This window comes from Tepidamorphus gemmatus, assembly GCF_004346195.1.
Lineage (GTDB): Bacteria > Pseudomonadota > Alphaproteobacteria > Rhizobiales > Tepidamorphaceae > Tepidamorphus > Tepidamorphus gemmatus.
The window spans coordinates 39681-54468 of the sequence record NZ_SMAK01000008.1 but is presented as its reverse complement, the minus strand read 5'-3'; the positions used below and the strand labels follow the sequence as shown (position 1 = coordinate 54468).

Here is a 14788-nt window from a genome sequence, read left to right as displayed (position 1 = left end):
CCGGACGGCCGCCGGCCGATCCGGGTTCCGACGGGCACCATGCGTGCCGCGTCCTGATCGAGGCTCTCGACTTCGCCGCGGTCGGGATGACGCAGACGCGCTTGCACCATCCGTGCAATGCCCCCGCACGACAGGCAGGCGGAGACACCTGACATGCCCGACCAGACCCCCGTTCTCGAATGCCGCAACCTCTCGATCTCGTACTTCACCCGGGCGGGCGAGATTCCGGCCGTCATCGACTTCAACCTGAAACTGATGCCGGGCGAGGCGCACGGCATCGTCGGCGAGTCCGGCTGCGGCAAGTCGACCGTGGCGCTCGCGATCATGCAGTATCTCGGTCGCAACGGCCGCATCGTCGGCGGCGAGCTCATGTTCGAGGGCCGCGACATGCGGACCATGAGCGCGGAGGAACTGCGCGCCCTGCGCGGCGCGAAGATCGCGATGGTCTATCAGGAGCCGATGGCCTCGCTGAACCCGTCGATGCGCATCCGCGACCAGCTCGCCGAGGTGCCGATCTACCATGACGGGGCGAGCCGGGAGGAAGCCTATGCGCGCGCCGAGGCGATGCTGGCGAGCGTCAATCTGCCGGATCCCGGACGGATCATGGAGTCCTACCCCCACCAGATCTCCGGCGGCCAGCAACAGCGCGTCGTCATCGCCATGGCGCTGTTGTCCAATCCGAGGCTGCTGCTGCTCGACGAGCCGACGACGGCCCTGGACGTGACGGTCGAAGCCGGCATCGTCGAGCTGATCAAGGAGATCGCGGCGCGGTTCGGCACCTCGATGATCTACATCTCGCACAATCTCGGGCTGATCCTCGAGACCTGCGACCGGATCACGGTGATGTATTCCGGCGAGGCGGTCGAGGTGGGCGACATCCGCACCGTCTTCGACGACATGCGCCACCCCTACACGCGCGGTCTGTTCTCCTCCATCCCGCTGCCGGGAGCCGACAAGAACGCCCATCCGCTGGTTGCCATCCCTGGCCAGCTGCCGCTGCCGAACCAGCGTCCGCCAGGCTGCAACTTCGGTCCGCGCTGCTTCGCCTTCAAGGCCGGCGTCTGCGACAGCGGCGCGATCGCAATGCAGCCCGTCGACATCGGCGCGGAGCATTTCGTGCGCTGCGTGCGCTGGAACGAGGTCGACTGGCGGGCGGCCCGGCCGAAGGCCGACACCCGGCCGCCGGTCGAGCCCGGCGACGTGGTGCTCAAGGTCGAGGATCTGACCAAGCACTACGAGATCGAGCAGTCCGCCCTGTTCGTGCTGGGCGGCAAGACGAGGACGATCAAGGCCAACGAGGAACTGACCTTCGAGGCCCGCGAGGCCGAGACGGTGGCCATTGTCGGCGAATCCGGCTGCGGCAAGTCGACCTTCGCCAAGGTGCTGATGGGACTCGAGGAGGCGACCGAGGGCGGCATCTATCTGGGCGATCTCGATCTCGCCAAGCTGCCGGTCGAGAAGCGCGACTCGAAGACGATCGCCCGCCTGCAGATGGTCTTCCAGAACCCGTTCGACACGCTCAACCCGAGCCACACCGTCGGCAGCCAGATCGCCCGCGTGATCCGCAAGTTCGGCGTCGAGACCGAGAGGGAAAGGATCGAGGAGCGGGTCTACCAGTTGCTCGACATCGTCAAGCTGCCGCGCGACTTCGCCAGGCGCCGGCCGCGCCAGCTGTCCGGTGGCCAGAAGCAGCGCGTCGGCATCGCCCGCGCCTTTGCCGGCAATCCCGATGTGGTGATCGCCGACGAGCCGGTTTCGGCACTCGACGTGTCGGTGCAGGCAGCTGTCACCGAACTGCTGATGGACATCCAGCGCGACCATCGCACGACGCTGCTGTTCATCAGCCACGATCTGTCGGTGGTGCGCTACCTCGCCGACCGGGTGGTGGTGATGTATCTCGGTCAGATCATGGAACAGGGCTCGACCGAACAGATCTTCTCGCCGCCCTACCATCCCTACACCGAGGCGCTGCTGTCGGCCGTACCGATCGCCGACACCAGCGTCGAGAAGCGCAAGGTGCTGCTGACCGGCGATCTGCCGTCGCCGGCCAACCCGCCGAAGGGCTGTCCGTTCTGCACGCGCTGCCCCTATGTGATCGAGGGGCTGTGCGAGACCCGGGTGCCACCGAACCGCCGCATGGCCGACGGCCACTACATCTTCTGCCATCTCGACGAGACGACGCTGAACGACATGAAGCCGGTCATCGCGGTGAAGCCTGAGCGCGATCAAACCCTCGCCTAAGGCGGCATGGTTCTCGCTGCTGCCGGTGTACGAGGCCGGACGCAGTCCGTTGGACAGTCAAGTCCGTGGGGCAAGTCCGTGGGGCAAGTCCGTGGGCCAAGTCCGTCGGGCAGTTGGGCGGCAGGCCAGGCGCGCCCGACGCGCCCCTATACCCTCTCGATCACCATGGCGATGCCCTGGCCGACGCCGATGCACATGGTGCACAGAGCGCGCCGGGCGCCGCGTTCCTTCAGCTCCAGCGCCGCGGTGAGCGCCAGCCGGGCGCCCGACATGCCGAGCGGGTGGCCGAGCGCGATGGCGCCGCCATTGGGGTTCACATGGGCGGCGTCGTCCGGCAGGCCGAGTTCGCGCAGCACGGCCAGGGCCTGCGCGGCAAAGGCCTCGTTCAGCTCGATCACGTCGATGTCGGCGATCCTCAGACCCAACCGGTCGAGCAGCTTCCGGGACGCCGGGGCCGGTCCGATGCCCATGATGCGCGGCGGGACGCCGGCAGTTGCCATGCCCAGCACCCGGGCAAGCGGCGTCAGGCCGTTCGCCTCCGCGGCGGCGGGGGATGCGACGAACAGTGCCGCGGCGCCGTCGTTGACGCCGGAGGCGTTGCCGGCCGTCACCGTGCCGCCCTTGCGGAACGGGGCGGCCAGCCCGGAAAGCTTCTCCAGCGTCGTCTCGCGCGGATGCTCGTCCTGCGACACCACGACCGGATCGCCCCGCCGTTGCGGTATCGACAGCGGCGCGATCTCCTTCGCGAACCTGCCATGCGCCTGCGCCGCGAGCGCCCGCTGCTGGCTCCTGAGCGCGAAGGCATCCTGATCGGCGCGGGAAATCGCGAACTCCTCGGCAACGTTCTCCGCCGTCTCGGGCATGGAGTCGATGCCGTACTGCGCCTTCATCAGCGGATTGACGAAGCGCCAGCCGATGGTCGTGTCGAAGATCTCGGCGGTTCGGGAAAACGCCTGATCCGCCTTGGCCATGACGAAGGGCGCGCGGGTCATCGACTCGACCCCGCCTGCGATCATCAGCGCGGCCTCGCCGGCCTTGATGGCGCGGGCCGCGGTGCCGACCGCATCCAGCCCTGAGCCGCACAGCCGGTTGATCGTCGCTCCCGGCACGCTGTCGGGGAGGCCCGCCAGCAGGGCAGCCATGCGCGCGACATTGCGATTGTCCTCGCCCGCCTGGTTGGCGCAGCCCAGGACGATGTCGTCGATCGCCCTTGGATCGAGATCCGGCGCGCGGGCGAGCAGCTCGCGGACCGCGTGGGCGGCGAGATCGTCGGTGCGCACCTGCGCCAGCGCGCCGCCATAGCGGCCGATCGGCGTCCTGACGCCCTCGCAGATCAGTGCCTCGGTCATCAGACAGTCTCCGCGTTGCCGACGATGCGCGGGGCCCGGTCGGGCGGCAGCCCGCGGGACCAGCCGCGCAGCTCGGCGACGATCCGTCCGCCGGCGGTCCTGACGGTAACGTCATATATTCCGTTGCGGCCCTCGCGATAGCGCTCTTCGGCCGTGGCGAACAGTTGTTCGCCTACCGAACCGGGCGACAGGAAGCTGACGTGACAGTGATTGGCGACCGTCTCTTCGCCGCGCGACACCGAGGCGCAGCCGAAGGCGCTGTCGGCAAGCGTGAAGATCGCGCCGCCATGCACGATGCCGTACCAGTTCGCGGTCTGCGGCGTCGGTGTCATCGACAGAACGACACGGCCGGGCTCCGCCTCCTCGACCACGATGCCGAGGCTGCGCATCATCGGGTCGCCGTACACGGTGTCCTCGACGCGGCGGCGCGCCTTTGCCGCTTCGTCCTCGCCGCCGCCCGTCGTCGCCATCGTCCGCCTTTCCCTGTCGCCGTCGTCTGCTAGTTTCTCCGGCAGGCCCGGTCAAGACGGAGGCGGCCATGACGCTCACCACCACGCCCGCCGGCGCGCTCGGCAGCACCGCCGCCGATTTCCGGCTGCGCGGCATTGACGGCCGCGACTGGTCGCTCGCCGACGTGCGCGGCGAGCGGGGCACGGTCGTCGCATTCATCTGCAACCACTGCCCCTACGTCAAGGCGGTGATCGACCGGCTGGTCGAGGATGCGGCCGCCCTCGAGGCGCACGGTGTCCGGACGGTGGCGATCATGCCCAACGACTGGACCGCCTATCCGGAAGACGCCCCCGACCGGATGCAGGCCTTCGCCATGGCGCATGGCTTCCGCTTTCCCTATCTGATCGACGGGAGCCAGGACGTCGCACGGGCCTATGGCGCAGTCTGCACCCCGGACATCTTCGGCTTCGATGCGGCACTGGTGCTGCGGTACCGCGGCCGTGTCGATTCCGCCGGCAACCGGCCGGCGGGCCCGGACACGCGGCGCGAACTGCGCGAGGCGATGATCGCGGTGGCGGAGGGACGCGAGCCAGCAGGCCCGCAGCACCCCTCGATCGGCTGCTCGATCAAGTGGCGATGAGCCGCGCCGGGTCGTTCTGCCGACAGACGATGTCGCGACCGCGCCATATGACGCCGATCGACGCGTCGCGTCGCCGGGCAGCTGCCGGGCTGCTCCGCTAACATACTGCTACTCATTATCTTTCTTCGAGCACGCGGGATTCCGCAGGCAGGTCGCAAAACAGACGGATGCTGTCGTGCGAAAGCCAGCTTCGGGCACGCGGCGCGGACAGTATGCTCGGCAAGACGCTGTTGGCCGCGACCCGCTGGGACCGCAACGTCCGGATACCACGGCGCCCAGCATCGACTTCCCGAACTGGTCGAAGCAACGAACGTCGCGGCCGTGCGCCGCGCGAGGGTGTGAGCATGTCGCATAATTCCGTCCTGCCGAAAGCCCGGTGCCGGATGGCCGCGTCGATCGAGGCAACGCCAAGGCAGGTGCTCGAGACCGATCATCTCGAGGGACTGTTTCCGCCGCAGACCCGTGTCTACCTGACGGATGTCGGCACGACGACGCCGGCCGACCTCATCGCGGCGGCGCGCCGGCTGCGGCTGGCCGGCTATACGCCGGTGCCGCATGTGGCCGCCCGCCGGATCATGAGCCACGCCGAACTCGCCGACCGACTGTCGCGGCTGACCGGCGAGGCCGGTGTCGATGACCTCCTGGTGATCGCCGGCAGCGTCGAGACGCCGGCCGGTCCGTTCGCCTCGTCGATGGACCTGCTGCGCACCGGCATCCTCGCCCGGCATGGCATCACGCGGATCGGCGTCGCCGGGCACCCCGAGGGCAGTCCCGACATTCCGACCGATGAGGTTGCGGCAGCGCTAGCCTGGAAGGCCGCCCATGCCGCGCAGCATGGCATCGAGATGCGGATCGTCACCCAGTTCGGCTTCGACGCCGAGCGCTATGTCGCCTGGGCAGACGGACTGCGCGCCGCCGGGATCACGCTGCCGGTTCATGTCGGCGTTTCGGGGCCGGCCAGGATCACCACGCTCCTGAAATATGCCGCGCTGTGCGGCGTCGGCCCCTCGCTCGACTTCCTCAAGAAGCGGGCCGGCTCGGTGATGGCGCTGGCGGCCGGCTACAGCCCGGAGGGCCTGGTTCAGTCGATAGAGGCGCATGTTTCCGCGCATCCCGACTGCGCAATCACGCAGATCCACGTCTTTCCGTTCGGCGGCCTGCGCAAGAGCGCGGAGTGGCTGGCCGAGCGCGGCTCGTGGTTTTCGGAAGCGGTAGCCATCGACGATACCGGCCACTGGCTGGAGGCCTGAGATGACTCGGACCATTGTCGCCTCCGCCACCCGTACCGTCGTCATCGGCTTCGACCAGCCGTTCTGCGTGATCGGCGAGCGGATCAACCCGACTGGCCGGAAGAAGCTTGCCGCCGAGATGATCGAGGGCAATTTCGACACCGTGCGCGCCGATGCGCTCGCCCAGGTCGCGGCCGGTGCAACGATGCTCGACGTCAATGCCGGCGTCACAGCCGTCAACCCCAACGAGACCGAGCCGCCGTTGCTGGTGAAGACGCTGCAGATCGTCCAGGAGCTGGTGGACGTGCCGCTGTCGATCGATTCCTCGGTGACGGCCGCGATCGAGGCGGGGCTGAAGGTCACGAAGGGCCGGCCGCTGGTCAATTCGGTCACCGGCGAGGAGGAGAAGCTGGAAGCGATCCTGCCGCTGGTGAAGAAGTACGATGTACCGGTGGTGGCGATCTCCAACGACGAGAGCGGCATTTCCGAGGATCCGGACGTGCGCTTCGAGGTCGCCCGCAAGATCGTCCAGCGCGCCGCCGACCACGGCATTCCGGCGCACGACGTCGTGGTCGATCCGCTGGTGATGCCGATCGGTGCGATGGGCACTGCCGGCCAGCAGGTGTTCCGCCTGGTGCGGCGGCTGCGCGAGGAGCTCAAGGTCAACACCACCTGCGGACTGTCGAACATCTCGTTCGGTCTGCCGCACCGGCACGGGATCAACGCCGCGTTCATCCCGATGGTGATCGCCGCGGGCATGACCTCCGCGATCATGAACCCGTGCCGTCCGCAGGAGATGGAGGCGGTGCGCGCGGCGAACGTGCTGACCGGCACCGACCCCAATTGTGGAACCTGGATCAGGACCTACCGCGACCACGCCCCGGCGCAGGCCACAACCGGCGCGCCAGGCGGCCCCGCCGCGGGTCCGTCCGCCGGAGGCGAGGGACGCCGGCGCGGCGGCCGCGAGGCTCGCCGGGCGAGCATGGGGTAGCGTCGGTACATGAGGTGGCGAACAGGCACTGCCCCTTCGTCCTCCCGGCATGCGAGCCATGCGCGCGCGCCCCGGGATGATGTGGCCGGGGCGACGAGGGGCGCAACGGCGCGCACGGTCGGGCATGGCGGGGCTGGGGCCGCGACCGGGCAGCTGGTATAAGGCGGCAGACAGCGAGATCAGCGTGCGCAACAGCCCGACGAAGCCCAGAATTCCCCGCAGCCCGATGGCATTCGCCGCGATGGCGGGCGTCGCACCGTTCGTGATCGGCGCGCGGATGGCCGCACTGATGCTCGACGCCGAGTCGGTCCGCACCCGCGCGGAGGCGCGGCGGATGGTCGGCGAGAAGATCGCCGCGAGCAGCCAGGCCGCGACGGAGGCCGCCTTCCAGATGGCGCGCGAGGGCCTCAGCATGTGGCGGGCATTCGCGCTCGGTCGGATGCCCGACATGGTCGGCGCCGCCGACCGCACGGCCAGCAGGGTCACCGCGCCCCATGCCAGGCGCGTGCACGCCAACGCAAGGCGGCTGTCCTCCCGCAGAACCGGCTAGCCGTCCATGGACACAAAAGCCGACGCCCTCGTGCTGTTCATGCCCTCGGGCCGGCGCGGCCGCTTTCCGATCGGCACGCCGGTGCTGGACGCCGCCCGCCAGCTCGGCGTCTATGTCGAGTCGGTCTGCGGCGGACGCGGCATCTGCGGCCGCTGCCAGGTCTCGGTCGCCGAAGGCGTGTTCGCCAAGCACCAGATCACCAGCTCGGCCGACCATCTGACCGCGCGGTCGCAGACCGAAGAGCGCTACGCCCGGCTGCGCGGGCTGGCCGCCGACCGGCGGCTGTCCTGCTCGGCGCTGATCACCGGCGATCTCGTCATCGACGTTCCCGTCGAGGCGCAGACCAACCGGGCGCTGGTCCGCAAGCGCGCCGAGGCCCGCCCCATCGAGCGCGATCCGGCGATGCGGCTGTGCTATGTAGAAGTGGACGAGCCCGACATGGAGCAGCCTCTCGGCGATGCCGACCGGCTCGTCCGGGCGCTCGAGGCGCAATGGGGGTTTGCCGGGGCGAGCATCGACTTCCCGCTGCTGGCCAGGGTGCAGGACTGTCTGCGCAGGGGCGGATGGAAGGTGACGGTCGCGGTCCACACGCACACCCGCCCGACAGTGGTGGCGATCTGGCCGGGTTTCCGCGACACCATGTACGGGATCGCCGTCGATATCGGCTCGACCACCATCGCTTGCCATCTGTGCGACATGCTGACCGGCCGTACCGTCGCCTCGGCCGGCACCGCCAATCCGCAGATCCGCTTCGGCGAGGATCTGATGTCGCGGGTCTCCTACCTTATGATGAACCCGGACGGGCTGCCCGCGCTGACGGCTGCGGTGCGCGGCGCGATCGAAGGGCTGATCGACAAGGTCACCGGCGATGTCGGGGCCGACCGTGCCGACGTTCTGGAGGCGGTGTTCGTCGGCAATCCGATCATGCATCACCTGTTCCTCGGCATAGACCCGCGCGAACTGGGCGGCGCGCCCTTCGCGCTTGCGGTGTCGGGGGCGCTGACCTTTCCTGCCCGCGACATCGGCCTCGGCATCAACCCGGGCGGGCGGGTCTACACGCTGCCCTGCATCGCCGGCCATGTCGGCGCCGACGCGGCGGGCGCGACGCTCGCCGAGGGACCGCATCGCGGCGAGGAGATCACGCTCCTGGTCGATGTCGGCACCAACGCCGAGATCGTGCTCGGCAACCGCGACCGTATCCTGGCAGCCAGCTCGCCCACGGGTCCCGCCTTCGAGGGGGCCGAAATTTCCTGCGGCCAGCGCGCCGCGCCGGGCGCCATCGAGCGGGTGCGGATCGACCCGCAGACGCTCGAACCGCGGATCCGGGTGATTGGTATCGACGCATGGTCCGACGAAGCCGAGTTCGCCGAAAGGATCGACCAGGTCGGCGTCACCGGCATCTGCGGCTCCGGGATCATCGAGGCGATCGCCGAGATGTATCTGTCCGGCATCATCACATCGGAGGGGGTGATCGACGGAGCGCTCGCCGCGCGCAGCGAGCGGATCGTGGCCACCGGACGCACCTTCGCCTATGTATTGTGGCGGGGGACGCACGAACTCAAGGTCACCCAGAACGACGTGCGCGCCATCCAGCTCGCCAAGGCGGCGCTCTATGCCGGCGTCAAGCTGCTGATGGACAAGCTCGGCATCGCGGCCGTGGATCGCATCAAGCTTGCCGGCGCCTTCGGCTCGTTCATCGACCCGAAATACGCGATGGTGCTCGGTCTGATCCCCGACTGCGATCTTGCCAGGGTGGTGGCCGTGGGCAATGCGGCGGGGACCGGCGCACGGATGTGCCTCATCAACAAGGGTTACCGGGCCGAGGTCGAGAAGCTGGTGGCCCGCATCGAGAAGATCGAGACGGCGCTCGAACCGCGCTTCCAGGAGCATTTCGTCAATGCCATGGCACTGCCCAACAAGGTGGATGCCTTCCCGCGCCTGTCGGAAGCGGTCAGCCTGCCCGCGCCAAGGCTCGTTACCGACGGCGAGGCCGCCGGTCGCCGGCGCGAGCGGCGGCGCGAGAGAGGGGGTGGGCGCGGGAGCGAGCAAGGGGGCGAACGGAACGACAGTGCGAGCGCGGACTGAAGCCGGATCAGGCCGGATCGAACACGTCCGCCGTATCATCCGCTGATCCCTGCCATGGAGCCCTTCCCGCAGACGTGGAAACCGATTTTCCGGCTGGGATGGCAATGGCACGATACGGGACAGCGAATCGTCGTTGCACCTGCCCGTCGATCCGCAGAGGCGCACGCCGGCCGGGCCGCAGCAAGACCGATCATGCCGATCCTCCGCCGACATCCGCTTCACGGCAGACCTGCGCCGGCCGGCACACGAAGCCGCTCTCGATGTGTCGCTCTCGGTTCCCGACTTTGCCCGTTTCGCCGAGGCCGCGGCGCTTCCCGTCGCAGCAGCAGGTCGGTTTGCCTATACCGGTGCGCTGACGCTCGGTCCGGACAGCGGCGCCATCGACGGACGGCTGACCATCGGCCCGCACGAGATCCTAGCCGACCTGTCGATCGCGGCTGAGGCGCGGCGGCCGGTGATCGGTGGACGGGTCTCCGCACAGGCGCTGGCGCTCGGCGACGTGCGCAGGCTCGCCGGCGTCGCGCGAAGCCTGGCGACGCTGCGCACCCGCATGGCGCCGCACGACGCGCAAGGCGCACCGGCGCCGCACCGGGGCGCGGACGATGTGGCCCGCCATCCGATGCGCCATCCCCGCATCGACGTCGAGGTCGGCGCCGGCCGCATCGACGTCGCCCGGGGCGAGGGTGTCAGCAACGTGTCGGGCCGGCTGACCTATGACGCGGGGATGCTCGGCGCCCAGTCGATGCGGCTCGCGTTCCGGCAGGGTCGGTTCGATTTCAACGGGCAAATGAATCTCGCCGAGGACCGCCGGCCGTTCCGCGTCGACGGCCGGCTCCGCAGCTGGCCGATCCAGGATGCGCTGGAGCAGCTCGCCGTCGATCTGCCGGTCAGCGGGATCCTGAACGCGACCTTCGATGTCACCTCGAGCGGCAGCAGCGTCCAGGCGGCGTTGAGCGAGGCGGACGGCACGGCGACGCTGAGACTCGTCGACGGGGTGATCGGCACCCGGCTGATCGACCTTGCGGGGCTGGTGCTGCCGTCGTGGCTGACCGCCCCATCGGCGGGAACCGGGATGGCGAGGATCGCCTGCATGGATGCCGACCTCGCCTTCGCAGCAGGCGCGACGCAGATCCGGAAGCTCGTGGTGGAGACCGACGACGTCATCGTCACCGCGGCGGGGCGAATCGACTTCCGCTCCGACAGGATCGACATGGTGGCGCATCCCCGGGCCCTGAGACCGAACCTGATCCCGATCGTCTCCCCGTTCGAGATCACCGGCGAGCTGTCCAGTCCCCGCATCGTCCTGGAGGGTGGCGTCGCCGGCCGTGTGGTCGCCGAGGCGCCGCCGTCGGCCTGCTGAGCCCGGAGCACCGATCTGGCGGTCGGCGACCCGGTCTTTCGTTCCCGAACCGGGCCGTGCCGTCCTGACGTTGCCCCCGGCCGACGTGGCCTATCGCTCCAGTTGCCAGGTCTCGCCGGCGAGCGGCGCCTGACGCGGCATCCCCCATTCGCGGCCGGCCTCGGCCAACAGGCACCAGAGATAGTCGGCCGTCGAGCGACGCACGAACAGGCGGAACAGTGGGCCGCCTTCAGCCTCGTCCGCCTCGACCTGCCAGAGCACCGCCTGGGTGCGGCCGAACATCGAGCCGGCGACCTGACCTGCCCCGAACGCGCGCGGATGCAGATCAAGTGTCGTAAGCTTCATCAGCATGTCCCGGGCGCGCGGTCCGGCAAGCTCGATCGCGGTGTAGTAGGAGGAGACGTCGACGAGCTGATGGCGGAGGCCCGCCATCGCCTCGGCAAGCCCGGCGAGGAGCGATGTCTGCGCGTCCGGCGCGGTGATGATCCAGAACTCGTCTGGACCGATCCACAGGATCGCGGTCTCGCCCTGCCGGGTCGAGGTGCAGGCCCTGGTCGGCAGCGACACGCCGATGATCCCGGTCACCGCCGCATCGCCGGCAGCCGGATCGACACGCAGCACCAGCTTGCCAAGGAAGGCCCGTTCGGCCATTGAGGCGGCGCCCTCCATCGCCTTGATCGCGGTACGGTGCGCAAGCGGCGCGCGGCGCCGGGAATCGGAGGTGACGGCAGACAGGGCCTCAGACAAGGCCGTCCTCCCTCAGCTTCAGGAAGTCCGTCTCGGTCACCTTGACCGGGATCGGACGGGCCCCCTTGCGGGCGACCCAGAGCCGCTCGCCGATCCGAGCGCCGCCACCCTTGACCACGGCGAGCGCGATCGAGCGCTGGAGCGTCGGACTCATATAGCTGGAGGTGACATGGCCGAGCATCGGCACCGGCGGCTGCGGCTCGGTGTCGGTGCCGATCACGTGGGCGCCCTCCTCCAGCATCAGCGCCGGGTCTTCGGTGAGAAGCCCGACCAGCTGCTTGCGGTCGGGGCGCACCATATCGGCGCGGCTCAGCGAGCGCTTGCCGATGAAGTCTCCCTTCGTCCTGGAGACGATCCAGTCCATTCTCAGATCCATCGGCGTCATGGTGCCGTCGGTCTCCTGGCCGACGATGATGAAGCCCTTCTCGGCGCGCAACAGATGCATCGCCTCGGTGCCATAGGGCTGGATGCCGTACGCGGCGCCGGCCTCCATGACCCGGTTCCACAGCCACAGGCCATAGTCGGCAGCGATGTTGATCTCATAGGCGAGCGCGCCGGTGAAGGAGATGCGGAAGACCCGCACCGGGATGCCGTCGATGGTGGCGTCCCGGAAGCTCATGAACTCGAAGCGATCCGGATCCGCATCGAGGCCGTCGCAGAGATCGGCGATCACGCCGGCGCTTGCCGGTCCCGACAGGCTCGCCACCGCCCACTGTTCGGTGACGCTGGTCAGATAGACGTCGAGGTCGCGCCATTCGGTCTGGAGATAGTCCTCGAGCCAGTTCAGCACGCGCGCCGCGCCGCCGGTGGTCGTGGTCATGTGGAAATGGTCGTCGGCGATGCAGGCGGTCACGCCGTCGTCCATCACCATGCCGTCCTCGCCGAGCATGAGCCCGTAACGGGCGCGGCCGGGCGCGAGCTTCGACCAGGCATTGGTGTAGACCCGGTTGAGGAAGGTACGCGCATCCTTGCCGCGGATGTCGATCTTGCCCAAGGTCGAAGCGTCGAGCACGGCGACCGCCTCGCGGGCCGCGCGCGATTCCCGGGCGACCGCCTGGGCGAAGCTCTCGCCCGGCTTCGGATAGGCGCGCGCCCGCAGCCAGTCGCCGACCGGTTCGAACACGGCGCCGTTGGCCTTGTGCCAGGCGTGCATGGGTGTCACCCGGCGCGGGTGGAAATGACCGCCGACATGCTGGCCGGCGAGCGCGCCGAAAGTGACCGGCTTGTAGGGCTGGCGGAAGGTCGTGGTGCCGACCTGCCAGACCGGCTTGCCGAGCGTGTCGGCGACGAAGGCGACGGCGTTCATGCCGGCGACCTTGCCCTGATCCGTTCCCATGCCGGTCGTGGTGTAGCGCTTGGCGTGCTCGATCGAGTCGTATCCCTCATCAAGTGCAAGGCGCAGATCCTTGGTCGTCACATCGTCCTGCAGGTCGACGAAGGCACGCACCTTGTGCTTCGGCAGGCCGCTCGGCACCTCCGACAGGATCCGCGGTGATCCCTGCGGCCGCTCGTCGCCCTCGACCCTCGGGAGACGCGGCATGCGGGCGGTGAAGCCCGCCTTCGCAGCCGCCTGGGAACCGGCCTTCGCCCCGTCCCTGAGGCAGCCTTCGATGTCGAAGGTGCCGGCGGCGCTGCCGGCCGATCGCTCCGCCTGCCAGGACTGGCCGGGCCGGAAGGCGCCCATCGCCTCGTCAAAGGCGAGCTTGCCGCGCGACTGGGAGAACAGCGCGACATTGGGCATCCAGCCGCCGGAGACGGCGATCAGGTCGCATTCGACGGCGGTGACCGGCCCCTCGACACCGCCCGACCCGTCGAGCTTGCGGACGGTTGCTCCGGAGACCCGGAACCGGCCCGAAGTGCCGGTGATCGCCGAGCCAGGATGGATCGAGATGCCGCGTTCCGCCGCCATGGCGAGCAGGTCCGGCGCGATGTCGCGGCGGATGTCGATGATCCCGGCAATGCGGGCGCCCACCCTCTGCAGATCGAAAGCGGCCTCCCAGGCGCTGTCATTGTTGGCGAAGACGAGTACACGTCGCCCCGGCAGCACGCCGTAACGATGGACATAGGTGCGCACCGCGCCGGCGAGCATGATGCCCGGCCGGTCGTTCTCGTGGAACACAAGGGGCCGCTCGATGCCGCCGGTGGCGAGCACAACCTCCCTGGCGCGCACACGCCAGACCCTCTGGCGCGGAAGGTTCTCCGGCCGGTCGTTGGGGGCGAGATGATCGCAGACGCGCTCCCACAGGCCGACGAAATTCTGCGCGTAGTAGCCGAACGCCACCGTGCGGGTGAGGATGCGCACCTCAGCCATGCCGGCGAGTTCGGCCGCAACGCCGTGCACCCACTCGGCAGGCGCCTTGCCGCCCAGCCGGGTCGTGTCCGGATCGAGCGCCAGCAGGCGGCCGCCCAGGCGGTCGGTCTCCTCGGCGAGGATGACTCGGGCGCCGGATCGCGCTGCCGACAGCGCCGCCATCAGCCCCGCCGGTCCGCCGCCGACGACCAGCACATCGCAATGGCGGTTGATCGACTCGTAGCGATCGGGGTCGGGTGCGGTCGGCGCGCGGCCCATGCCGGCGGCACGTCGGATGAATGGCTCGAACGTCATCCAGTTGCCGGGCGGTCCCATGAAGGTCTTGTAGTAGAACCCCGCCGGCAGGAACGGCCACAGGAGGTCGTTGAGGGCGCCGATGTCGAAGCCGAGCGAGGGCCACACATTCTGCGCCCGCACCTCGAGGCCGTCATAGACCTCCTGCTCGGTGACGCGGACATTCGGCTCGGTGCGCGCCGGATCGCGACCGATCTGGACGAGTGCCGCCGGATCCTCGGAGCCGGCGCCGAAAATGCCGCGCGGGCGGTGATACTTGAAGCTGCGCGCCACCATGTGCTGGCCCGCCGCGATCAGCGCCGAGGCGAGGGTATCGCCGGGATGGGCGGCGAAGTCGCGCCCCTCGAAGCGGAATCGCACCAACCGCGAGCGGTCGATCAGCCCGCCGGAGGGGCGCCGGTACGGTTGCGCGGTCATGGCCGGGACCTGCGAGCCGGGCGAGCGGTCGTCGCATGCAGCCATCCGGCCGCCGCGACGCCGAGAGACGGGATCCAGGCGCAACGACGGGATCGCCGCATCCTCCCGATCCCGGATCGGCCTG

General features: G+C 69.3%; 11 protein-coding genes. 7 read left to right on the top strand and 4 right to left on the bottom strand.

All coding sequences use genetic code 11. The annotated features are described in order from the left end of the window. Window positions 1-153 precede the first annotated feature (153 nt). Complete coding sequence (locus EDC22_RS13180; RefSeq protein ID WP_132807142.1) at window positions 154-2241, top strand: ABC transporter ATP-binding protein; 2088 nt, start codon at window positions 154-156, stop codon at window positions 2239-2241. Window positions 2242-2387: 146 nt separating this feature from the next. Here the strand turns inward: EDC22_RS13180 and pcaF are convergent, their stop codons facing one another. Both pcaF and EDC22_RS13170 read right to left on the bottom strand, forming a co-directional pair. After that, window positions 2388-3590, bottom strand: coding sequence for a 3-oxoadipyl-CoA thiolase (gene pcaF, locus EDC22_RS13175; protein ID WP_132807141.1), 1203 nt, complete (start codon window positions 3588-3590; stop codon window positions 2388-2390). Continuing rightward, on the bottom strand, window positions 3590-4060 hold the full coding sequence (locus EDC22_RS13170) for a hotdog fold thioesterase (RefSeq protein ID WP_207903780.1): 471 nt from the start codon (window positions 4058-4060) through the stop codon (window positions 3590-3592). The genes pcaF and EDC22_RS13170 overlap by 1 nt, the downstream gene beginning before the upstream one ends. A 68-nt stretch (window positions 4061-4128) precedes the next feature. Between EDC22_RS13170 and EDC22_RS13165 the strand changes: the two genes are divergently transcribed. The 6 genes from EDC22_RS13165 (at window position 4129) to EDC22_RS13140 (ending at window position 10895) form a co-directional block, all read left to right on the top strand. Next, window positions 4129-4680: a thioredoxin family protein gene (locus EDC22_RS13165; protein WP_132807140.1), complete on the top strand. Its 552-nt coding sequence runs from the start codon at window positions 4129-4131 to the stop codon at window positions 4678-4680. A 383-nt stretch (window positions 4681-5063) separates the two neighbouring features. Beyond that, window positions 5064-5930 (top strand): methylenetetrahydrofolate reductase, encoded by an 867-nt coding sequence (locus EDC22_RS13160; RefSeq protein WP_245499756.1) that lies wholly within the window; start codon window positions 5064-5066, stop codon window positions 5928-5930. Window position 5931: 1 nt separating this feature from the next. Further along, on the top strand, window positions 5932-6900 hold the full coding sequence (locus EDC22_RS13155) for a methyltetrahydrofolate cobalamin methyltransferase (protein WP_132807138.1): 969 nt from the start codon (window positions 5932-5934) through the stop codon (window positions 6898-6900). A 241-nt stretch (window positions 6901-7141) separates the two neighbouring features. After that, the gene (locus EDC22_RS13150; RefSeq protein ID WP_207903779.1) at window positions 7142-7450 is read left to right on the top strand and encodes a hypothetical protein; all 309 of its coding nucleotides are present in this window, start codon (window positions 7142-7144) and stop codon (window positions 7448-7450) included. Window positions 7451-7456: 6 nt separating this feature from the next. After that, window positions 7457-9535 carry an ASKHA domain-containing protein gene (locus EDC22_RS13145; protein WP_132807136.1) on the top strand — a complete coding sequence of 693 codons (2079 nt, stop codon included), beginning with the start codon at window positions 7457-7459 and terminating at the stop codon, window positions 9533-9535. A 262-nt stretch (window positions 9536-9797) separates the two neighbouring features. Then, entirely contained in the window at window positions 9798-10895 is a 1098-nt protein-coding gene (locus EDC22_RS13140; protein ID WP_132807135.1) for an AsmA family protein, read from the top strand. Between the two features lie 90 nt (window positions 10896-10985). Here EDC22_RS13140 and EDC22_RS13135 read toward each other — a convergent pair whose 3' ends face one another. Together EDC22_RS13135 and EDC22_RS13130 are read right to left on the bottom strand one after the other, a co-directional pair. After that, window positions 10986-11642, bottom strand: coding sequence for a sarcosine oxidase subunit gamma (locus tag EDC22_RS13135; RefSeq protein ID WP_132807134.1), 657 nt, complete (start codon window positions 11640-11642; stop codon window positions 10986-10988). Next, entirely contained in the window at window positions 11635-14664 is a 3030-nt protein-coding gene (locus tag EDC22_RS13130; RefSeq protein WP_132807133.1) for a sarcosine oxidase subunit alpha family protein, read from the bottom strand. Before EDC22_RS13130 ends, EDC22_RS13135 begins: the two co-directional genes overlap by 8 nt. Window positions 14665-14788 lie beyond the last annotated feature (124 nt).